We start from the raw sequence: 20631 nt of genomic DNA on the forward strand, positions 1-20631 counted from the left end.
CCCTCTGCACTCCCGGGCCTTGCGCCAGCCCAACCCGCCGCTGCGCGGTACCTTCACTCATTCACGATTCCTGACGGACCGGTGGCGATTCGCTCCTGCTCAGCGCCACCTCTCGCCGCATCCATGCGGCTCGCCCTGGAATCCCTCAATCGTTCAGCGGTTTGGGATGTCGCCTCAACACCCGCGCTGCACCATAAAGGCATAATTTTGACTCGCCATCGCTACAAGTCTCGTAGGGTCGCCATTTATGGCGACCAGGTGCGCATAAATGCGCACCCTACGGGATTTTCGTAGGGTTGCCATTTATGGCGACCGCTTCGCGCTTAACTGACAACCCTTACGCAATTTATTGCGCGATAAATCACGCCGCTCCAGAATAGGCGTCTCATTAAATTGCGGAATCGCCCATGAAATCGCTGTTGCTATCCCTCTCGCTGCTTTGCTCTGCTTTGGCACACGGCCAACAAACCATGCTAACCGGCAATCTGAGCAGCGTCGGATCGGATACGTTGGGTTATCTGATGACCCTGTGGGGCGAGGATTTTAGCCGCCAGTCGCCGGGCGTGAACGTTCAGGTGCAGGCGGCGGGATCGTCTACCGCACCGACCGCGCTGGCCGCCGGTGCTGCACAATTGGGCGCGATGAGCCGCCCGATGCAGATCGACGAACGTCAACTGTTCATTGCGCGCTACGGCTATCCGCCGCTGGCGGTGCCGGTGGCGATGGATGCGCTGGTGGTGGTGGTCAATCAGGACAATCCGCTGCCGCGCATCGCGCCGCAACAACTCGATGCGCTGTTTTCCATCACGCGCCTGTGCGGCGGACAGCTGGTGCCGCAGCGCTGGGGCGATCTCGGTTTAAGCGATAATCAATGGGCAACGCGCAGCATCCAGCGTTATGGCCGTAACTCGGCGTCGGGTACCTGGGGCTTCTTCAAGCAGCAGGCGCTGTGTAAAGGCGATTTCCGTGCTGACGTCGCTGAATTCCCCGGTTCCGCGGCGGTGGTGCAAGCCGTTGCCGCCACGCCCAACAGCATCGGTTACGCCAGCTTTGGCTTTCATCTCAGCGGCGTGAAAATGCTGCCGGTGGTCACGGCGAATGGCGACAGCGTGATGCCGGATGCCGAATCCATTCGCAGTGGCCGCTATCCGTGGTCGCGCCCGCTCTACATCTACGTCAACAAAGCGCCTGGCAAACCGCTGCCGCCGCTGGTGAATGCCTTTCTGCATCAGGTGTTGTCGCCACAAGGTCAGCGCCGGGTGAGCGAGGCCGGTTATCTGCCGTTGTCAGACAGCCAGATGGCGCGAGCGCGGGCGGCCATTGAGGGAAATTGAAGAACGTGCATCTGAACATGAAATAGTTTCATGTAAGCTGAATTTTCTTCCGTTGCTGAAAGGGCAACAGCGTGGCATTCTCTTTGGACATATAGCCATCCAGATGGCCAAAATAACCCAGCGAAATTATACCCTGACGCAACTAAGCGCTCAGCGAGGAGATAAGATGCCACGTCATAACCCGTTCCGCGCCGATACCGTCGGCAGTTTTCTGCGTCCCGCTGCCATCAAGCAGGCGCGTGTGCAGTTTGCCAATGGCGACATCAATGCTGATCAACTGCGTCAGGTTGAAGATCGCGAAATACGTCATGTGGTGGAGCAGCAGCGCGCCAATGGCCTGCAGATCGTTACCGATGGTGAATTCCGTCGCGCATGGTGGCACTTCGACTTCTTCGGCGATCTGCACGGCGTTGAGCTGTTCGAAGCGGAGCAGGGCATTCAGTTCAATGGCGTGCAGACCAAAGCGCACGGCGTGAAAGTCACCGGTAAAGTAGCCTTTAATCCGGAACACCCAATGCTGGATCACTTCCGCTTCCTGCAAAGCGTAGCGGGCGATGCGGTTGCCAAGATGACCATTCCCAGCCCAAGCGTGCTGCACTTCCGCGGTGGCCGCAAGGTGATCGATGCCACAGTCTATCCCGATCTGAAAGAATACTTCGCCGATCTGGCGCAGACCTATAAAGACGCAATTAACGCGTTTTACGCGGCTGGCTGCCGTTATCTGCAGCTGGATGACACGGTGTGGGCCTATCTGTGCTCTACCGACCAGCAGCAACAGATCCGCGAACGCGGTGAAGATCCGCAGGAGCTGGCGCGCATCTATGCTGAGGTGCTGAACACCGCGCTGGAAGGCAAGCCAGAAGATCTGACCGTCGGGCTGCATGTGTGTCGCGGCAACTTCCGCTCGACCTGGATCTCCGAAGGTGGCTATGAGCCGGTTGCCGAAGTGCTGTTTGGCGGCGTAAATATCGATGCCTTCTACCTTGAGTATGACAACGAACGTTCGGGTGGCTTTGAGCCGCTGCGCTTCCTCAAGCCGGGTCATCAGCAAGTGGTGCTGGGTTTGATCACCACTAAAACCGGTGAGCTGGAAGATGCGGAACAGGTAAAAGCGCGTCTGCAGGAAGCAGCACAGTTCGTCAGCCTCGATCAAATCTGCCTCAGCCCGCAGTGTGGTTTTGCCTCTACCGAAGAGGGCAACAGCCTGAGCGAAGAGCAACAGTGGCAGAAGATTCGTCTGGTGGTCGATATAGCAAGAACAGTCTGGTAATTCCGTAAAGTTAGCCAAACAGGCGCGTAAATCGCGCCTTTTGTGCATCTTAAGGGCGATTTATGCAAAGAGATCTCCCGTGCTGAGGAAACTTTTAGCAAATCATCTGAGGTGTTTTCCTACAATTCCACCGTGATTCACTGCTTTCTCCCGCTATCTTGTTATATCCTTCTGGTTTTTCGATCCCGTATTGCCTTTCTTCGCTATAAACGTTCTAATTTGCGCCGTTGTCGATTTATCCCTCTGCGAACAGAAGAAAAGTAGATTAAATCACCTGCGCTTTAACGATTAGTCCCGCATAACACGCTGGTCTTGCCGAATAAGTCCTTGTTTTAGCGCATCCAGAGGACAACACGAACTCAACTTCCACCGCAACATTAGCTACAGGCAGTACAGAAGTTTATGACACATCGTTTAACCTCCAAGGATATCCTGGCGCTGGGCTTCATGACGTTTGCCCTGTTCGTTGGCGCAGGAAATATCATCTTCCCACCGATGGTGGGGATTCAGTCTGGCGAACACGTTTGGATTGCGGCCTTCGGCTTCCTGATTACCGCGGTTGGCTTACCGGTGATCACTGTTATCGCGCTGGCGCGCGTGGGCGGCGGCATTGATGCACTGAGCTCACCGATTGGTAAAGCCGCAGGCTTGCTGCTGGCGACCGTTTGCTATCTGGCTGTTGGCCCGCTGTTTGCCACGCCGCGTACCGCTACCGTTTCCTTTGCCGTCGGTATTGCACCGCTGACCGGCGACGGCGCGCTGCCGCTGTTCATCTATAGCCTGATTTACTTTGCGCTGGTGATCGGCATCTCGCTGTATCCGGGCAAATTGCTGGATACCGTTGGTCACTTCCTCGCACCGCTGAAAATTCTGGCGCTGATTGTGCTCGGCGTTGCCGTGCTGATCTGGCCTGCCGGTGGCGTTTCGCCGGGCACCGAAGAGTATCAGCGTGCGGCCTTCTCCAGCGGTTTCGTTAATGGTTATCTGACCATGGATACGCTGGGTGCGCTGGTGTTCGGTATCGTTATCGTCAATGCGGCGCGTTCACGCGGTGTTGAAGATGCCAAACTGCTGACGCGCTACACCATGCTGGCGGGTATTATCGCGGGTATCGGTTTGACGCTGATTTACCTGACGCTGTTCAAGCTCGGTAACGATAGCGGCGCATTAGTGGCGCAGAGTGCCAACGGTGCTGAGATTCTGCATGCTTACGTGCAGCAGACCTTCGGCGGCATGGGCAGCTTCTTCCTCGCCGCGCTGATCTTCGTCGCCTGCATGGTGACGGCGGTGGGCCTGACCTGCGCTTGTGCAGAATTCTTTGCGCAATACGTTCCGCTGTCGTATAAAACGCTGGTATTTATTCTGGGTCTGTTCTCGATGGTGGTGTCGAATCTCGGCCTGAGCCATCTGATTCAGATCTCGATTCCGGTGCTGACGGCGATTTATCCGCCTTGCATCGTGCTGGTGGTGCTGAGCTTCACGCTGAAGTTCTGGAACAAAAGTTCGCGTATCATCGCGCCGACCATGCTGGTAAGCCTGCTGTTCGGTATCGTTGATGCCATCAAAACCACCAGCTTTAAAGATGTGTTGCCGCTGTTCAGCCAGCATCTGCCGCTGGCCGATCAGGGGCTTTCCTGGTTGCCGCCATCGCTGGCGATGCTGGTGATTGCTGCGGTAGTTGATCGGGCAAAAGGACGTGAGCAGGTCGCGGTTCATCAGTAAGCGGCATTGCTGTTAATTTCAACCACGGGCTTGCCCGTGGTTTTTCATTTTCAAGGTACTGAGTGTTATGCAAGAAACCAATAAGCTCAAACGCGGACTGAGCACGCGCCACATTCGCTTTATGGCGCTGGGATCGGCGATTGGCACCGGGCTGTTCTATGGCTCGGCGGATGCCATCAAAATGGCAGGCCCAAGCGTGCTGCTGGCCTATATCATCGGCGGCGCGGTGGCGTACATCATCATGCGGGCGTTGGGTGAGATGTCGGTCAACAACCCGCAGGCCAGCTCATTCTCGCGCTATGCGCAGGATTATCTTGGCCCGCTGGCCGGTTATATCACCGGCTGGACCTACTGTTTTGAAATCCTGATTGTGGCGATTGCCGACGTCACGGCTTTTGGTATCTACATGGGTGTGTGGTTCCCCGATGTGCCGCACTGGATTTGGGTGTTGAGCGTGGTGCTGATTATCGGCGCCATCAACCTGATGAGCGTGAAAGTGTTTGGCGAAGTGGAGTTTTGGTTCTCCTTTTTCAAAGTCGCCACCATCATCATCATGATCCTCGCCGGCTTCGGCATGATTTTCTGGGGCATCGGCAACGGCGGTCAGCCGACCGGCATTCACAATCTGTGGACCAACGGCGGCTTCTTCGCGCACGGCATCGTCGGCATGCTGCTGTCACTGCAGATGGTGATGTTTGCCTACGGCGGGATTGAGATTATCGGCATTACCGCCGGTGAAGCGGAAGATCCGAAAACCTCGATTCCACGCGCCATCAACTCCGTACCGATGCGTATTCTGGTGTTCTACGTTGGTACGCTGTTCGTCATCATGTCGATTTATCCGTGGAATCAGGTGGGCACTTCCGGCAGTCCGTTCGTGCTGACTTTCCAGCATTTGGGCATTGCGGCGGCGGCATCGATCCTTAACTTCGTGGTGCTGACGGCGTCGCTGTCGGCAATCAATAGCGATGTGTTTGGCGTGGGACGTATGCTGCACGGCATGGCGCAACAGGGCCACGCACCGAAGGTATTCCAGAAGGTATCGAATCGCGGGATTCCGTGGGTGACCGTGTTGGTGATGATGCTGGCGATGTTGATCGCGGTGTATCTCAACTACCTGATGCCGGAGAAAGTGTTCCTGGTCATCGCCTCGCTGGCGACCTTTGCTACCGTTTGGGTGTGGATCATGATTCTGCTGTCGCAGATTGCCTTTCGCCGCAAGATTGGTCAAGAGCAAGCCGGGAAGCTGGATTTTGCCATGCCGGGCGGCAGTACTACCGCATGGTTTGGCGTGCTGTTCCTGGCCTTCATTATTGGACTGATTGGTTACTTCCCGGATACGCGGGTGTCGCTTTACGTTGGTTTTGCGTGGATTGCGCTGCTGTTGCTGGCGTGGCCGCTAGTGAAAAAGCGTAAAGGCTAACTATATTGTAGGGTCGCCATTTATGGCGACCTTTTTATATATGACGATTTCAATATAAAAATAATCACGCCATCCCAAAATAATAAAACACCAAAAATATCTCGGCGCATCCTGGCGCCGAAAAGAACTGCAAAAAGGAAACAATGAGTATTACTAAGGGATGTTTGACTTGCGCAGCATATCGTATTTTTATTGATGCCAGGATGTTCGAAAAAAAAAAGAGAAAAGTCTCACTACGAAGTAGAATATTACTTACAGTGCGCTTAAGTAATTTTAGTTAAAGGTTAAGTTCGCATAAATTAACGAACTTAACCCAATGTGAAAATTATAACGACAAATGCGCAGGCAATAGCGCTTTCAGCTGTGGATAAATTACCGCATTTGCCAGCAGCACCGGATTGCCATTTTGCAAACCCTGATTAGCCAGATAATCGTTGGTGATGCCGCCCGCTTCACGCATCAGCACGATGCCCGGCAAGCCATCCCACGGATTCATATGCGCTTCGTAGTAACCTATTAGTCGACCCGCCGCGGCCCACGCACTCATTAATGCTCCCGAACCGTTACGGATAAACATGCCGCCCTGCGCCAGTAATGTGCTGATAAAAGTGGTCAGCGGTTCAATCGGTTGGCTGTTGGAACTGCTCAAACCGAGCAATCCCTGATCGAGCTGCTGCGCGCTGTGCGCCTGAATGCGTTTATCATTTACCCAGGCACCTTTTCCTCGGCAGGCGTGAAAGGTTTCATGATGATTGGGATCGCACACCACGCCGATTACGGCTTCGTTTTCACAAACAATCGCCAGCGAAACGCACCAGTTGTGCAAGCCGTTCAGGAAGCTGCTGGTGCCATCAATCGGATCGATCACCCAGATAAAGCGTGCGCCTGACGTTTCTCCGCCGCTCTCTTCGCCCAGCACCGCATCGTCAGGAAAGCGTTCGTGGATCAGATGCTTGACCAATTCCTCCACGTTGCGATCGGCTTCGCTGACCACATCCTGCAGGTCTTTCTTATGCTCAACCACTAATTGATGACGTTGCTGATACCAGGATAAAGCCCGACTGGCGGCGGTTTTGGCAACCTCACAGGCGAAATGATAACGTGCGTCGAGTTCGGTAAGCGAAGCTGATGACATCTTTTCCTCTTATGATTTTTAGGCTGGCGAAGCGACAACAGACGCCCAAAATGGCGTATTGGCTGTGTGACGGACTTAACAAAAGTTAAGAAAGGTTTCATTAAGCCGTAGATGACTGCGCGTGACAAGAGGGGGAGAAGGCCCGCCACTAAAATTTTTATTTTCTCTGGCGGGTTATGCGGGATGAAGCGTTAATGGTGGGTTCTCACGCCGATTTGACGCATGTCGTTGCCGGTAGGCGATTGGTGTACGCGCAGGCCAAAAGTCGGCAGCACCGCGTAAATATGGTCGAAGATATCCGATTGAATATTTTCATACTCTTTCCATACCGTGGTGCTAGTGAACACATACACTTCCAGCGGCAAACCGTTTTCACCCGGCGCTAACTGACGCACCATTAATGTCATCTCTTTATGAATATGCGGATGTTGCTCCAGCCAGCTTTGCAACCAGGCGCGGAAAGTACCAACGTTAGTCAGGCGGCGACCGTTGAGCGGCGAATTCAAATCACAGCCGAGCTGCGCATTCCACGCCGCCACTTCTTCGCTTTTGCTATTCAGATAGGGCGTGAGCAGATGCGCACTTTTTAACTGCTGCATCATGGCGTCATCAAGGAAAGTGATGCTGGTGGTATCGATATTAATACTGCGCTTAATGCGACGTCCGCCGGATTCCGACATGCCGCGCCAGTTTTTAAAGGAGTCGGAAATTAAGGCGTAAGCGGGAATGGTCACAATGGTGTTATCCCAGTTGCGCACTTTTACCGTGGTCAGGGAAATATCAATGACCGCACCGTCCGCGCCATATTTCGGCATTTCCAGCCAATCATTCATTTTCAGCATATTATTGGCCGCTAACTGAATGCCGGCCACCAGACCGAGAATCGGATCTTTAAATACCAGCATCAGCACCGCCGTCATGGCACCGAGACCGGTGATCAATACGCCAGGCGATTTACCCAACAGCAGCGAAATAATCATGATCACCATTAAAATGGCAGCGATCAATTTCACGCTCTGGATAATTCCGCGCAGCGGCAATTGCTGCGCCAGCATGCTGTTTGTGCTGAGCTGCTGCAGCAGATCCAGCAGCGAGAACAGCATCAGCAGCGCGAAGATCATCATCCACAGCTGAGCGAATATCAGCAGCGCAGGATAGATCTGAGAGCTGTCGTGCAGGAACAGCTCGGTCTGTAATTTGAATAGCACGCCTTGCATCAACCATACGCTGCGGCTAAACAGGCGGCTGTTAATCAGCGCCTTCGGCCACTGACGGCTGCTTTTCTCGGTATAGCGACGCAGGAGCGGCAAGATGGCGCGGTGCAGAATGGCGTGAGTGATTAACGAGATGGCAAAGATAATGGCGATCACTATCCCTAACGCCATAATGTGCGTGTAGCTAAGACCGGCTTCTGCGAGCCGGTTGGCAATAAGATGCTGCATGAGATTTCCCTAAGTGTGACGAAGATTAAGGCCACGAAGGGTAGGGGATGGGAAATTTCCCGTCCAACAGACGGGTCTTGAATTACCTAATATTACAATTCCTGCGCCCGCGCGGCGGCCATTAAGCGCGGATAAAACTGGAAGAACAGCGGCTCAAGTTGATCATAATGATCAACAAAATCCTGGTAAGAATCGCGCAGTGCGGCCAGACGCGGACGGCGATGCGCCATGCCATTTAGCACCCGCGCCAGCCGTGTCGGTTCGGCATAGTGCTCAAACCAGCGTTCGCGCCACATCACTGCATTCAGTTCGATGAAACCTTCCGGCGTGCCGGCCAGTTGCGGCACGATGTCTTGTTCTGCCGCAGCGGTAAACGCTACCAGCGATTGCGTCGGGTGAATTTTCTCCCAGTGCAGTGCGAGAAAGTGGTCCCAAATCACGTCCAGCGTGATGGGCGCCACGCGGCGTGTTTCCGGGCGAAATAGCTCACGCGCAATACGCACTTCGGGCAGATTATCGGTCAGGACGTCGAGGCGACGATGCATGGCAATGCCAGCCACCACCGGTGCAGGCCATTGTGATTGCACGTTGCCGCGCACGAAATCGGCCATGAGATTGCCCAGCAGAGAGCTGTTAGCCAGCTGCGCCAGGTGAAGGTGAGCGAGAAAGTTCATGGCGCATTATATACACGTCATACGTCAAGTTACAGGTGCGTTGGCTGCTCTCATTCACCGCCTTCCTATACCTCGAATTATTTTGTGTAAAAGCAGACTCACAGAAACTCAGCCAGTTGTTCAGAATTTGCCGCTTTTCCGCTAGACTATGCCGCCTGATTTTAAGTCCTGAAGAAGTGAAGCATGCGCGTAGCCGATTTTACCTTTGAGTTGCCAGAATCCTTAATCGCCCACTATCCGCAGGCGCAGCGAAGCGGTTGCCGCTTACTGTCGCTGGATGGCCCAAGCGGCGCGTTAAGCCACGGCGTATTTACAGACGTGATGGATAAGCTCAATCCGGGCGATCTGCTGGTGTTCAACAACACCCGCGTGATTCCGGCGCGCGTTTTTGGCCGTAAAGCCAGCGGCGGCAAAATCGAGATGCTGGTTGAGCGCATGCTGGACGACAAACGCGTGCTGGCGCACGTGCGCGCTTCTAAAGCGCCCAAGCCGGGTGCAGAGTTACTGCTGGGCGATGACGAAAGCGTCAAAGCCACGATGGTGGCGCGTCATGACACGCTGTTTGAAATCGCTTTCGAAGACGACCGTGCGGTGCTGGATATTCTCAACAGCGTCGGTCATATGCCGCTGCCGCCATATATCGATCGTCCGGATGAAGATGCAGACCGTGAGCTGTACCAAACCGTGTACGGCGTGCGTCCCGGCGCCGTCGCCGCGCCGACCGCCGGTTTGCACTTTGACGAGCCGCTGCTGGAGGCGCTGAGAGCCAAAGGCGTTGAGATGGCGTTCGTCACGCTGCACGTCGGTGCAGGGACTTTCCAGCCGGTGCGCGTGGAAACCATCGAAGATCACATCATGCACGCCGAATACGCGGAAGTGCCGCAGGATGTGGTGGATGCGGTGCTGGCGTGTAAAGCGCGCGGCAACAAAGTGGTCGCCGTGGGCACCACCTCAGTGCGATCGCTGGAGAGCGCCGCGAAGGCCAGCCAGAACGCGCTGATTGCACCGTTCTTCGATGACACGCAGATTTTCATCTATCCCGGCTATCACTATCAGGTGATCGATGCGTTGATCACCAACTTCCACTTGCCGGAATCGACCCTGATTATGCTGGTTTCGGCCTTTGCCGGTTATCAGCACACCATGGCGGCTTATCACAGCGCGGTGGCAGAGCAGTACCGTTTCTTTAGCTACGGGGATGCGATGTACATCACCCGTAATCCACAAGCGCCTGATGAAAGCGTCGGCGCATAATTGAATCAGACTGTTTCTCTGATTAGAGGTTAATGTGAAATTTGAATTAGATACCACCGACGGGCGCGCGCGCCGTGGCCGTCTGGTCTTTGATCGTGGCGTAGTCGAAACCCCGGCATTTATGCCCGTGGGCACCTACGGCACGGTGAAAGGCATGACGCCGGAAGAAGTGAAAGAGACCGGTGCGCAGATCCTGCTCGGCAACACCTTCCACCTGTGGCTGCGCCCAGGTCAGGAGATCATGAAACTGCACGGCGACCTGCACGATTTCATGAACTGGCAAGGGCCGATCCTCACCGATTCCGGCGGCTTCCAGGTATTCAGCCTCGGCGATATTCGCAAGATCACTGAAGCGGGCGTGCATTTCCGCAACCCGATTAACGGCGACCCGATTTTCCTCGATCCGGAAAAGTCGATGGAGATTCAGTTCGATCTCGGCTCTGACGTAGTGATGATCTTCGACGAATGTACGCCATATCCTGCGGATTGGGATTACGCCAAACGTTCGATGGAGATGTCATTACGCTGGGCCCAGCGCAGCCGTGACCGCTTCGATTCGCTCGGCAATAAAAATGCATTATTCGGCATTATTCAGGGCGGTGTTTACGAAGATTTACGAGATGTCTCGGTTAAAGGTCTGGTAGAGATTGGCTTTGATGGGTACGCTGTGGGCGGCCTGGCGGTGGGTGAACCTAAAGAGGACATGCACCGAATCCTGGAGCACGTCTGTCCGCAAATTCCGCAAGACAAACCGCGTTATTTGATGGGCGTCGGCAAGCCAGAAGATCTGGTGGAAGGCGTTCGCCGCGGTATCGATATGTTTGACTGCGTTATGCCAACGCGCAATGCGCGTAATGGTCATCTGTTTGTTACGGATGGCGTGGTGAAAATTCGTAATGCCCGGTATAAAGATGACACCGCAACGCTGGATGCAGAGTGTGATTGTTACACCTGTCGCAATTATAGCCGCGCCTACTTGCATCATCTTGATCGCTGTAACGAAATACTGGGCGCACGCCTGAATACGATTCACAATCTGCGCTACTACCAGCGTTTGATGGCCGGTTTACGTAAGGCTATCGAAGAGGGTAAATTAGAGCACTTTGTTAGCGAGTTCTACCAACGGACGGGGAAGGCGGTTCCTCCGCTGAACGTCTGATAATTCATCAATGAGGGAAATTTAATGAGCTTTTTCATTTCTGACGCCGTAGCCGCAGCAGGCGCACCGTCTCAGGGAAGTCCGTATTCTCTGGTGATCATGCTGGTGGTATTTGGTCTGATCTTCTACTTTATGATTCTGCGTCCGCAGCAGAAGCGTACTAAAGATCACAAGAAGCTGATGGATTCCATCTCTAAAGGTGATGAAGTGCTGACCAGCGGTGGTTTAGTTGGCCGTGTGACCAAAGTGGCAGAAACTGGCTATGTTTCTATTGCCCTGAACGACACCACTGAAGTAGTTGTTAAACGTGATTTCGTGGCCGCCGTTCTGCCGAAAGGTACTTTGAAGGCGCTGTAATTTTTTCTTCCCGAAGGGAACTGCCGTGTTAAACCGTTATCCTTTGTGGAAGTACATCATGCTGGTCGTCGTGATTCTCGTCGGCCTGCTCTATGCGCTTCCTAACCTTTATGGTGAGGATCCGGCCGTTCAGATCACTGGTGCGCGCGGTGGCGCCGCCAGTGAGCAAACGTTGGATCAGATCCAGACCGTATTAAAACAAGACAATATCGAGAGCAAATCCCTCGCTCTGGAAAATGGTGCCATTCTGGCCCGCTTTGCAACGCAGGATGCGCAGCTGCGCGCGCGTGATGCTATCACCACCGCGCTGGGCGAAGACTACATTGTGGCACTCAACCTTGCGCCGGCAACCCCTCGCTGGCTGAGCATGCTGGCCGCAGAACCGATGAAACTCGGTCTCGATCTGCGCGGCGGCGTTCACTTCCTGATGGAAGTGGATATGGATACGGCTCTGGGCAAACTGCAAGAGCAGAACGCCGACAGCCTGCGCAGCGACCTGCGCGACAAAAGCATTCCGTATACCACCGTTAATAAAATCGCGAACTATGGCGTAGAAGTGCGTTTCCGTGATGGCGCCAGCCGTGACGCGGCAATCAGCTACTTGTCTACTCGCCACCGCGATCTGGTGATCTCAAGCCAGGGCAGCGATGCGCTGCGTGCGGTGATGAGTGATGCGCGCCTGAGCGAAGCGCGTGAATATGCGGTGCAGCAAAACATCACCATTCTGCGTAACCGTGTGAACCAGCTCGGCGTTGCCGAACCGCTGGTGCAGCGTCAGGGTTCTGACCGTATCGTGGTGGAACTGCCGGGTATTCAGGACACCGCGCGCGCTAAAGAGATTTTGGGCGCAACTGCCACGCTGGAATTCCGTCTGGTGAACACCAGCGTAGATCCAACCGCCGCGGCCAGCGGCCGTGTGCCAGGCGATTCGGAAGTGAAGAAAACCCGTGAAGGGCAGCCAGTGGTGCTGTACAAGCGTGTGATTCTGACCGGTGATCACATTACCGATTCCACGTCGAGCATGGATGAGTACAACCAGCCGCAGGTGAACATTTCACTGGATGGCGCAGGCGGCAACATGATGTCGAACTTCACCAAGGACAACATCGGCAAGCCGATGGCGACCCTGTTTGTGGAGTACAAAGACAGCGGTAAGAAAGATGCCAACGGCCGTTCGATTCTGGTGAAACAGGAAGAAGTAATTAACGTGGCGAACATTCAGTCGCGCCTCGGTAACAGCTTCCGTATCACCGGCATCAACAATCCAAACGAAGCACGTCAGCTGTCGCTGCTGCTGCGCGCGGGTGCGTTGATTGCACCAATCCAGATTGTAGAAGAGCGGACTATCGGCCCAACCATGGGTCAGCAGAACATCACACAAGGCCTTGAAGCCTGCCTGTGGGGTTTGATCGCCTCCATCCTGTTCATGGTGGTGTTCTACAAGAAGTTTGGTCTTATCGCGACCAGCGCACTGCTGTGTAACCTGGTGCTGATTGTCGGCATCATGTCACTGCTGCCGGGTGCAACGCTCACCATGCCGGGTATTGCTGGTATCGTGTTGACGCTGGCGGTTGCGGTCGATGCTAACGTGTTGATTAACGAACGTATTAAAGAAGAGTTGCGTAACGGACGCTCGGTACAGCAGGCGATTCATGAAGGCTATAAAGGCGCCTTCTCCAGTATCGTCGACGCCAACGTCACTACGCTGATTAAAGTCATCATTCTTTATGCGGTCGGTACCGGTTCAATTAAAGGCTTTGCGATTACTACCGCTATCGGTATCGCAACCTCAATGTTTACCGCTATCGTCGGCACCCGTGCCATCGTTAACCTGGTGTACGGCGGCAAACGCATCAACAAGCTGTCTATCTGAGGAGTGCGTTGTGGCACAGGAATATAGTATTGAGCAGCTAAACCACGGGCGTAAAGTCGTCGACTTTATGCGCTGGGATAAGCTGGCTTTCATCATCTCCGGTCTGCTGATTGTGGCGTCTATCGCCATCGTCGCTGTCAAAGGCTTCAACTGGGGCCTCGACTTTACCGGCGGAACGGTGATTGAGATTAACCTGGAAAAACCGGCGGATCTTGATGCGCTACGCGAAGGCTTGGTGAAAGCGGGCTTTGAAGAGCCGCTGGTGCAGAACTTTGGTAGCAGCCGCGATGTGATGGTGCGTATGCCTCCGGCAACCGGCAATGCTGGCACCGAACTGGGCAACAAAGTGCTGGCTTCCATTAGCCAGACCACGCAGCAGAACGCCACCGTTAAGCGTGTCGAGTTCGTTGGCCCAAGCGTGGGTAGCGATCTGGCGCAGGCTGGCGCAATGGCGCTGCTGTCGGCGCTGATTGCGATTCTGATCTACATCGGCTTCCGCTTTGAGTGGCGTTTGGCGCTGGGTACCGTACTGGCGCTGGCGCACGATGTGATCATCACCTGCGGAATTCTGGCGCTATCACGGGTTGAAATTGATCTGACGATTGTCGCCTCGCTAATGTCGGTGATTGGTTACTCGCTTAACGATAAGATCGTGGTCTCTGACCGTATTCGTGAGAACTTCCGCAAAATCCGTCGCGGTTCTTCTTACGACATCACCAACGTGTCGCTGACCCAGACGCTGAGCCGTACCTTGATCACCTCCATCACTACGCTGGCGATGATCATGATCCTGTTCGTGTTTGGTGGTGCGTTGCTGAAAGGCTTCTCACTGACCATGCTGATCGGTGTCACCATCGGTACCATTTCATCGATTTATGTCTCTTCAGCGCTGGCGTTGAAACTGGGCATGAAGCGTGAACACATGCTGGTGCAGAAAGTGGAAAAAGAGGGCGCAGATCAGCCTTCGATTCTGCCGTAATTCTGCGTGAAAATAGAAAGGGCTGCCAATGGCAGCCCTTTTTTTATGCCTGTCGATCAGGGCATGCTTTTCGCGGCTGAAGGCTCAACATCGTGCACGCGCACGTAGCCGAGTTGATCCGGGGTTAACCCGCTGAGTCGCAGCGGCACGCTAACCGAACTGCGTGGCATTAACTCGGCGGGAACGTCGATGGTCTGGCTCAGGCTGCCCGCGGTAAGCGGTTTGCCGCTGGCCGGATCCATTTCGCCCCAAACCACGGTAGCGCGCAGCGCCGGAATCGGCTGGTCATCGGTCGAGCGGATATTCAGGTTGGCGCGACTGCCGCTGGCTTCACCCGCCACCTGCGAGAGTGACAAGCGCAGTTTACCCAGCTGCGTCTGCAGTTCCACCGGCGTATTGGCTTGCGGCAACAGCCACGCGCCCTGGTTGGATTGGCTGTTCAGCTGTCCCTGAATCTCCAGCGCCGTTGCCTGATTGGTCAGCTTGCGCATCTGCTGATTAAGCTGACTCACTTCCTGATGCAACTCTTTGACCTGCGGTGAAACCGGCGTTGAACTGCAACCACCGAGAACCAGCAAAGAGAATGCTGCCGGAGCCCAAAACGTCCTGATCGTCATGCAATGTCCTTTCTTTATTCGGGAATACGTAAAACCTGGCCAGGGTAGATCTTATCAGGATGCGTCAGCATTGGCTTGTTCGCCTCGAAAATCTTGTTGTATTGATTAGCATTTCCGTAGACCTCTTTCGATACCGCACTCAAGGTATCGCCTTTTTTCACGGTGTAGAACTTCGCGGGCGTAGCGGCATCGCTGGTGGTGACCTTGTCATCGACCTTGGTGATCCCCGCGACGTTACCGGCTGCGACCAGAATCTTCTCTTTCAACTCCTGAGAGATGCCATCACCGGTCACGGTCACGGTATCGCCTTTCACATCTACCTTGACCTTATCGCTGTCGGGCAAACCGAGTTTGTTAATGTGATCCTGCAATTTCTTGCTGGCATCGTCGCCGCCGCCACTCACGGCATCCCACAGTTTTTCTCCAGCATCTTTCACGAAATCAAACAGACCCATACATCCTCCAGATTTTTATGATGTTGGCCGCCTTGCTGGCGGCTCTCTAAGCGTAGTGGTTTTTGGACGAGGTAACATGAGGGAGATGTCATGCATTTGGCTTAATGTCACAAATCGCGATTCACACATTATGTGCCACACACATACATTTTGTGCCGCGATCGCGCTACACTGTGTGGCCTATTTATCTCGCATCAGGAAGCCTCATGCATTGCCCATTCTGCTCCGCTGTGGACACCAAAGTGATTGATTCTCGTCTGGTTAGTGAAGGATCGTCGGTGCGTCGCCGTCGTCAGTGTCTGGTGTGTCATGAGCGTTTTACCACCTTTGAAGTAGCGGAGCTGGTGATGCCGCGCGTGGTGAAAAGCAATGATGTGCGTGAACCCTTCAATGAAGACAAGCTCAGCAGCGGCATGATCAAGGCGCTGGAAAAACGCCCGGTGAGCGCCGATGCGGTTGAGAGCGCGGTCAATCATATTAAAACCCAGCTGCGCGCCACCGGCGAACGCGAAGTGCCAAGCGCACTGATCGGCAATCTGGTGATGGATGAGCTGAAAAAACTCGATAAAGTCGCCTACATTCGCTTTGCCTCGGTCTATCGCAGCTTCGAAGATATTCGCGATTTTGGTGAAGAGATCGCCCGCCTACAGGACTAATCCATGACTGACGAACGCTATATGGCGCGCGCGCTGGAACTGGCGCGCCGCGGACGCTTTACCACCACACCGAATCCGAATGTCGGCTGCGTGATTGTACGCGAAGGCGAGATTGTCGGCGAAGGCTGGCATCAGCGCGCCGGCGAACCGCATGCCGAAGTGCACGCGCTGCGCATGGCGGGCGAACGTGCCGCTGGCGCAACCGCGTATGTCACGCTGGAACCTTGCAGTCATCATGGGCGCACGCCGCCGTGCTGCGATGCGCTGATTGCCGCTGGCGTGACGCGCGTAGTCGCTGCGATGCAGGATCCCAATCCGCAGGTGGCGGGACGTGGACTCTATCGTTTACAGCAGGCGGGCATCGACGTCAGTCATGGCCTGATGATGAACGAAGCGGAAGCGCTGAACCGGGGTTTTCTGAAACGCATGCGCACCGGATTCCCATGGATCCAGCTGAAACTCGGCGCATCCCTTGATGGGCGCACCGCGATGGCGAGTGGCGAAAGTCAGTGGATCACCTCCGCAGCCGCAAGGCGCGATGTGCAACGTTTACGCGCGCAGAGTTCAGCTATTCTTAGCACCAGCGCCACCGTGTTAGCAGATAACCCATCGTTAACGGTGCGCTGGAGTGAATTGAATGAAGAGGTGCGTGAGCAGCTCGATGAAAGCCAGCTGCGCCAGCCGGTGCGCGTGGTGATTGACAGCCAACAGCGTGTCACGCCGCAACACCGTTTGATTGACCAACCGGGCGAAACCTGGCTGATGCGCAGCGAACCCGATGAACAAGCGTGGCCCGCCAGCGTGACCCAGATCGCCGTGCCACAGCGTGGCGAACAGCTGGATCTGGTGGCGATGATGATGTTGCTCGGCCAGCGGCAGATCAACAGCGTGTGGGTAGAAGCCGGTGCCGGTTTAGCGGGCGCGCTGCTGCAAGCTGGGCTGGTGGATGAGCTGATCGTTTACATGGCGCCGAAGCTGTTAGGCAATGCTGCTCGCGGCCTGTGTACGCTGCCGGGACTGGAACAGCTGGCCGATGCGCCGGCTCTGAATTTTAGCGATGTGCGCCTGGTGGGCGAGGACCTGCGCCTGACGCTGACACCGCGTTGAAAGCGCGCGGAAAAGCCTGAGCGCGTCGCCAAAGAGTATGATAGAATCCGCCCCCTTCTGCGGGGCCATAAAACAACCCAAAGGATATGTATGAAAGTTATCGAAGCTCCTGTTGCCACGCCTGATGCAAACATTGCCATCGTAATTGCGCGTTTTAACAACTTCATTAATGACAGCCTGCTGGACGGCGCGATTGACGCACTTAAGCGCATCGGCCAGGTGAAAGCAGATAACATCACCGTTGTCTGGGTTCCGGGTGCATACGAACTGCCGCTGGCAGCACGCGCACTGGCGAAAGCCGGTAAGCACGACGCCATTGTTGCGTTGGGCACCGTGATTCGTGGCGGCACCGCACATTTCGAATATGTGGCCGGTGAAGCCAGTTCGGGCATTGCGCATGTCGCGATGACCAGCGAAATCCCGGTGACCTTCGGCGTGTTGACCACTGAAAATATCGAGCAGGCGATTGAACGCGCCGGCACGAAAGCAGGGAATAAAGGTGCCGAAGCGGCCCTGACTGCACTCGAAATGATCAACGTATTGAAAGCCATCAAAGCCTGATTTTTGTAAGGGGAATTTTGTGAAACCTGCTGCTCGTCGTCGCGCCCGTGAGTGCGCTGTCCAGGCGCTTTACTCCTGGCAGCTGTCTAAGAACGACATTGCCGATGTGGAATACCAGTTTCTGGCGGAACAAGACGTCAAAGACGTCGATATTAGCTATTTCCGCGAATTGCTGGCCGGTGTGGCGACTAACAGCGCGTACCTGGACGGTCTGATGAAGCCTTACCTGTCGCGTCAGCTGGAAGAGCTGGGCCAGGTAGAAAAAGCCATCCTGCGTATTTCGCTGTATGAGCTGAGCAAGCGTTCTGATGTGCCGTATAAAGTGGCCATCAACGAAGGCATTGAGTTGGCAAAAGTGTTTGGTGCTGAAGACAGCCACAAATTCGTCAACGGTGTCCTCGACAAAGCTGCCCCGCAAATTCGACCGAATAAAAAATAGTCTTAAAGGCCGGTTTTCCGGCCTTTTTCTCATTGAGACCTGACTTATGTCTTGTGGTGAATTCGAACTGATCGCACGTTACTTTAACCGCGTCACCAGCTCCCGCCGCGATGTGGAGAAAGGAATTGGTGACGACTGTGCGTTACTCAACGTGCCAGAAAAACAGACACTTGCCATCAGCACCGACACGCTGGTTGCGGGCGTCCACTTCTTACGTGATATCCATCCCGCCGATCTCGGCTACAAAGCCGTCGCCGTTAACCTCAGCGATTTAGCCGCCATGGGCGCCGATCCGGCCTGGCTGACGCTGGCATTAACGCTGCCTGAAATCGATGAAGCGTGGGTAGCGGCCTTTAGCGATAGCCTGTTTGAGCTGCTGGATTATTACGATATGCAGCTGATTGGCGGCGATACCACGCGCGGACCGCTGAGCATGACGCTCGGCATTCACGGTTTAGTGCCGGTGGGAAGGGCGCTGAAACGTTCGGGCGCGAGGCCCGGCGACTGGATTTTTGTCACCGGAACCTTGGGTGACAGCGCAGCCGGTTTGTCGCTGCTGCAACATCGCCATCGCCTGAACGATCCGGCGGTGCACGAAGCGTTGATCAAACGCCATCTGCGTCCGATGCCGCGCGTGCTGCAAGGCCAGGCGCTGCGTGGATTGGCGACCTCGGCAATCGATATCTCTGATGGCCTGATTTCCGATCTCGGCCATGTGCTGACCGCCAGCCGCGTTGGTGCGCGCATCAATCTCGACGCGTTACCGCTATCAGCAGCCCTGCGCGATCACTTCGAGCCTGAATTGGTGCTGAAATGGGCGTTAAGCGGCGGCGAAGATTATGAGCTGTGCTTTACCGTGCCGGAAGTGAACCGTGGCGCGCTCGATGTGGCGTTAGGGCATTTTGGCGTGCCTTATACCTGCATTGGGCAAATTGCACCGGAATCGGAAGGGCTGAGTTTGCTGGAGAACGGCAAGCCGCGCAGCGTGGATTTGCAAGGGTTTGATCACTTCGGTGCGAAGTGAATTGCCCTCACCCTAACCCTCTCCCACAAGTGGGAGAGGGGACTATTAGGTAGGGACTGCACGTGCTGCTCCCTCGCCCGCTTGCGGGAGAGGGCTGGGGTGAGGGATAGTCTGCCTTACTCAAATCCCACCACCGGATGCGGTTGATACACCGTCTCCAGTTCGGCAATTTCATTCTCACTCAACTCTACATCCACCGCTTTCACCAGCTCGGCGAATTGCTGCTCGCGCGAGGCACCAATAATCGGCGCGGTGACCGCCGGTTTATGTAATAGCCACGCCAGCGCGACCTGCGCGCGCGTCACGCCTTTATCGGCGGCAACGTTAGCCAGACGCTCGGCAATCGCCGCATCGTTCTCTTCTGTGCCGGTATACAGCTTTTCCATCACATTATCCGACACCGAACGTGCGGTGGTTTCGCCCCAAGGACGCGTGAGTTTACCGCGCGCCAGCGGGCTCCACGGCAGCACCGCGATCCCTTCGCGCTGACACAGCGGATGCATGTCATTCTCCTCCTCACGCTGAATCAGGTTGTACTGATCCTGCATGCTGACAAAGCGCGCCCAGTTATTCTGCTTCTGCAGATCCCGCGCCTGAGCAAATTGCGATGCGTGCATTGATGATGCGCCGATATAACGCGCCTTGCCAGATTTCACTACGTCATGCAGCGCTTCCAGCGTCTCTGCAATCGGCGTGTCGTAATCCCAGCGATGGATTTGCAGCAGATCGACGTACTCCATGCCAAGACGCGTCAGGCTGTCATCGACGGATTGCAGGATATTCTTGCGCGATAGGCCTTGTGACAGATTGCTTAGCGGGAAATAGACCTTGGTGGCGACCACAACCTGATCGCGGCGGGCAAAATCTTTCAGTGCGCGGCCCACGATCTCTTCACTGCTGCCATCGGAATAGCTGTTAGCGGTATCGAAGAAGTTGATGCCGGCTTCCAGCGCCTGCTTAATTAACGGTCGGCTGCTCTCTTCGGGCAGCGTCCATGCGTGGTTTCCGCGCGTGGGATCGCCGTAAGTCATGCAGCCTAAACAGAGACGCGAAACCTGTAAGTCGGTCTGGCCTAAGGGAATGGTTTTCATGTATTTGGGCTCCTGCTCTTATGCTTGAGGGAAATCGTTCCCTAAGCATAGCAGCAGGC

20 protein-coding genes are annotated in these 20631 nt (G+C 55.1%); 14 read left to right on the forward strand and 6 right to left on the reverse strand.

Annotated features, from left to right (window positions below; all coding sequences use genetic code 11):
- Nucleotides 1-407 precede the first annotated feature (407 nt).
- The 4 genes from NQH49_RS04725 to proY all read left to right on the forward strand — a co-directional run bounded on the left by NQH49_RS04725 (nucleotide 408) and on the right by proY (nucleotide 5749).
- The gene (locus tag NQH49_RS04725) at nucleotides 408-1334 is read left to right on the forward strand and encodes a PstS family phosphate ABC transporter substrate-binding protein (RefSeq protein WP_256695771.1); all 927 of its coding nucleotides are present in this window, start codon (nucleotides 408-410) and stop codon (nucleotides 1332-1334) included.
- 166 nt (nucleotides 1335-1500) lie between these two features.
- Entirely contained in the window at nucleotides 1501-2604 is a 1104-nt protein-coding gene (locus NQH49_RS04730; protein WP_256695773.1) for a cobalamin-independent methionine synthase II family protein, read from the forward strand.
- A gap of 402 nt (nucleotides 2605-3006) precedes the next feature.
- Nucleotides 3007-4326 (forward strand): branched-chain amino acid transporter carrier protein BrnQ, encoded by a 1320-nt coding sequence (brnQ, locus tag NQH49_RS04735; RefSeq protein WP_061717476.1) that lies wholly within the window; start codon nucleotides 3007-3009, stop codon nucleotides 4324-4326.
- A gap of 67 nt (nucleotides 4327-4393) precedes the next feature.
- On the forward strand, nucleotides 4394-5749 hold the full coding sequence (proY, locus tag NQH49_RS04740) for a proline-specific permease ProY (RefSeq protein WP_256695774.1): 1356 nt from the start codon (nucleotides 4394-4396) through the stop codon (nucleotides 5747-5749).
- 325 nt (nucleotides 5750-6074) lie between these two features.
- Here the strand turns inward: proY and NQH49_RS04745 are convergent, their stop codons facing one another.
- From NQH49_RS04745 to NQH49_RS04755, 3 genes are all read right to left on the reverse strand, one after another.
- Nucleotides 6075-6884 carry an inositol monophosphatase family protein gene (locus NQH49_RS04745; protein WP_256695775.1) on the reverse strand — a complete coding sequence of 270 codons (810 nt, stop codon included), beginning with the start codon at nucleotides 6882-6884 and terminating at the stop codon, nucleotides 6075-6077.
- Between the two features lie 191 nt (nucleotides 6885-7075).
- Complete coding sequence (locus NQH49_RS04750) at nucleotides 7076-8326, reverse strand: mechanosensitive ion channel family protein (RefSeq protein WP_256695776.1); 1251 nt, start codon at nucleotides 8324-8326, stop codon at nucleotides 7076-7078.
- Nucleotides 8327-8418: 92 nt separating this feature from the next.
- A complete protein-coding gene (locus tag NQH49_RS04755; RefSeq protein WP_256695777.1) occupies nucleotides 8419-9000 on the reverse strand; it encodes an ACP phosphodiesterase in 582 nt (193 codons plus the stop codon).
- A gap of 183 nt (nucleotides 9001-9183) precedes the next feature.
- Between NQH49_RS04755 and queA the strand changes: the two genes are divergently transcribed.
- Genes queA through secF form a run of 5 tightly spaced genes read left to right on the forward strand, consistent with a single transcriptional unit; the run spans nucleotide 9184 to nucleotide 14622 of the window.
- Nucleotides 9184-10254 (forward strand): tRNA preQ1(34) S-adenosylmethionine ribosyltransferase-isomerase QueA, encoded by a 1071-nt coding sequence (queA, locus tag NQH49_RS04760; RefSeq protein ID WP_256695778.1) that lies wholly within the window; start codon nucleotides 9184-9186, stop codon nucleotides 10252-10254.
- A 34-nt stretch (nucleotides 10255-10288) separates the two neighbouring features.
- Nucleotides 10289-11413 carry a tRNA guanosine(34) transglycosylase Tgt gene (tgt, locus tag NQH49_RS04765; protein ID WP_061717469.1) on the forward strand — a complete coding sequence of 375 codons (1125 nt, stop codon included), beginning with the start codon at nucleotides 10289-10291 and terminating at the stop codon, nucleotides 11411-11413.
- A gap of 24 nt (nucleotides 11414-11437) precedes the next feature.
- Entirely contained in the window at nucleotides 11438-11770 is a 333-nt protein-coding gene (yajC, locus tag NQH49_RS04770; RefSeq protein ID WP_008103990.1) for a preprotein translocase subunit YajC, read from the forward strand.
- Between the two features lie 25 nt (nucleotides 11771-11795).
- The gene (secD, locus tag NQH49_RS04775; protein ID WP_256695779.1) at nucleotides 11796-13643 is read left to right on the forward strand and encodes a protein translocase subunit SecD; all 1848 of its coding nucleotides are present in this window, start codon (nucleotides 11796-11798) and stop codon (nucleotides 13641-13643) included.
- Between the two features lie 10 nt (nucleotides 13644-13653).
- Complete coding sequence (secF, locus tag NQH49_RS04780; protein WP_256695780.1) at nucleotides 13654-14622, forward strand: protein translocase subunit SecF; 969 nt, start codon at nucleotides 13654-13656, stop codon at nucleotides 14620-14622.
- Between the two features lie 56 nt (nucleotides 14623-14678).
- Here secF and NQH49_RS04785 read toward each other — a convergent pair whose 3' ends face one another.
- Together NQH49_RS04785 and lysM are read right to left on the reverse strand one after the other, a co-directional pair.
- Nucleotides 14679-15239: a SadB/YajI family lipoprotein gene (locus NQH49_RS04785; RefSeq protein ID WP_256695781.1), complete on the reverse strand. Its 561-nt coding sequence runs from the start codon at nucleotides 15237-15239 to the stop codon at nucleotides 14679-14681.
- Nucleotides 15240-15253: 14 nt separating this feature from the next.
- Complete coding sequence (gene lysM / locus NQH49_RS04790; protein WP_256695782.1) at nucleotides 15254-15694, reverse strand: peptidoglycan-binding protein LysM; 441 nt, start codon at nucleotides 15692-15694, stop codon at nucleotides 15254-15256.
- A gap of 206 nt (nucleotides 15695-15900) precedes the next feature.
- On the opposite strand from lysM, the gene nrdR reads away from it, so the two are divergent.
- The 5 genes from nrdR (at nucleotide 15901) to thiL (ending at nucleotide 19481) form a co-directional block, all read left to right on the forward strand.
- Nucleotides 15901-16350 (forward strand): transcriptional regulator NrdR, encoded by a 450-nt coding sequence (nrdR, locus tag NQH49_RS04795; RefSeq protein ID WP_008103978.1) that lies wholly within the window; start codon nucleotides 15901-15903, stop codon nucleotides 16348-16350.
- Nucleotides 16351-16353: 3 nt separating this feature from the next.
- On the forward strand, nucleotides 16354-17457 hold the full coding sequence (ribD, locus tag NQH49_RS04800) for a bifunctional diaminohydroxyphosphoribosylaminopyrimidine deaminase/5-amino-6-(5-phosphoribosylamino)uracil reductase RibD (RefSeq protein ID WP_256695783.1): 1104 nt from the start codon (nucleotides 16354-16356) through the stop codon (nucleotides 17455-17457).
- A gap of 90 nt (nucleotides 17458-17547) precedes the next feature.
- Nucleotides 17548-18018, forward strand: coding sequence for a 6,7-dimethyl-8-ribityllumazine synthase (gene ribH / locus NQH49_RS04805; RefSeq protein ID WP_007887008.1), 471 nt, complete (start codon nucleotides 17548-17550; stop codon nucleotides 18016-18018).
- Between the two features lie 19 nt (nucleotides 18019-18037).
- Nucleotides 18038-18457 carry a transcription antitermination factor NusB gene (nusB, locus tag NQH49_RS04810; RefSeq protein WP_007887007.1) on the forward strand — a complete coding sequence of 140 codons (420 nt, stop codon included), beginning with the start codon at nucleotides 18038-18040 and terminating at the stop codon, nucleotides 18455-18457.
- Nucleotides 18458-18503: 46 nt separating this feature from the next.
- Complete coding sequence (thiL, locus tag NQH49_RS04815; RefSeq protein WP_256695784.1) at nucleotides 18504-19481, forward strand: thiamine-phosphate kinase; 978 nt, start codon at nucleotides 18504-18506, stop codon at nucleotides 19479-19481.
- Between the two features lie 116 nt (nucleotides 19482-19597).
- Here the strand turns inward: thiL and NQH49_RS04820 are convergent, their stop codons facing one another.
- Nucleotides 19598-20572, reverse strand: coding sequence for an aldo/keto reductase (locus NQH49_RS04820; protein WP_256695785.1), 975 nt, complete (start codon nucleotides 20570-20572; stop codon nucleotides 19598-19600).
- Between the last annotated feature and the right edge of the window lie 59 nt (nucleotides 20573-20631).

It is taken from the genome of Pantoea trifolii (assembly GCF_024506435.1).
Classification (GTDB): Bacteria; Pseudomonadota; Gammaproteobacteria; order Enterobacterales; family Enterobacteriaceae; genus Pantoea; species Pantoea trifolii.

Excerpts from the sequence above, each read along its gene's own strand:
- NQH49_RS04785 (WP_256695781.1), bottom strand. The coding sequence starts at position 15,239 with ATGACGATCAGGACGTTTTGGGCTCCGGCAGCATTCTCTTTGCTGGTT.
- NQH49_RS04750 (WP_256695776.1), bottom strand. The coding sequence starts at position 8,326 with ATGCAGCATCTTATTGCCAACCGGCTCGCAGAAGCCGGTCTTAGCTAC.
- NQH49_RS04820 (WP_256695785.1), bottom strand. The coding sequence starts at position 20,572 with ATGAAAACCATTCCCTTAGGCCAGACCGACTTACAGGTTTCGCGTCTC.
- ribH (WP_007887008.1), top strand. The coding sequence starts at position 17,548 with ATGAAAGTTATCGAAGCTCCTGTTGCCACGCCTGATGCAAACATTGCC.
- NQH49_RS04745 (WP_256695775.1), bottom strand. The coding sequence starts at position 6,884 with ATGTCATCAGCTTCGCTTACCGAACTCGACGCACGTTATCATTTCGCC.
- yajC (WP_008103990.1), top strand. The coding sequence starts at position 11,438 with ATGAGCTTTTTCATTTCTGACGCCGTAGCCGCAGCAGGCGCACCGTCT.
- queA (WP_256695778.1), top strand. The coding sequence starts at position 9,184 with ATGCGCGTAGCCGATTTTACCTTTGAGTTGCCAGAATCCTTAATCGCC.
- NQH49_RS04730 (WP_256695773.1), top strand. The coding sequence starts at position 1,501 with ATGCCACGTCATAACCCGTTCCGCGCCGATACCGTCGGCAGTTTTCTG.
- brnQ (WP_061717476.1), top strand. The coding sequence starts at position 3,007 with ATGACACATCGTTTAACCTCCAAGGATATCCTGGCGCTGGGCTTCATG.
- NQH49_RS04725 (WP_256695771.1), top strand. The coding sequence starts at position 408 with ATGAAATCGCTGTTGCTATCCCTCTCGCTGCTTTGCTCTGCTTTGGCA.
- proY (WP_256695774.1), top strand. The coding sequence starts at position 4,394 with ATGCAAGAAACCAATAAGCTCAAACGCGGACTGAGCACGCGCCACATT.
- lysM (WP_256695782.1), bottom strand. The coding sequence starts at position 15,694 with ATGGGTCTGTTTGATTTCGTGAAAGATGCTGGAGAAAAACTGTGGGAT.
- nrdR (WP_008103978.1), top strand. The coding sequence starts at position 15,901 with ATGCATTGCCCATTCTGCTCCGCTGTGGACACCAAAGTGATTGATTCT.
- NQH49_RS04755 (WP_256695777.1), bottom strand. The coding sequence starts at position 9,000 with ATGAACTTTCTCGCTCACCTTCACCTGGCGCAGCTGGCTAACAGCTCT.
- thiL (WP_256695784.1), top strand. The coding sequence starts at position 18,504 with ATGTCTTGTGGTGAATTCGAACTGATCGCACGTTACTTTAACCGCGTC.
- ribD (WP_256695783.1), top strand. The coding sequence starts at position 16,354 with ATGACTGACGAACGCTATATGGCGCGCGCGCTGGAACTGGCGCGCCGC.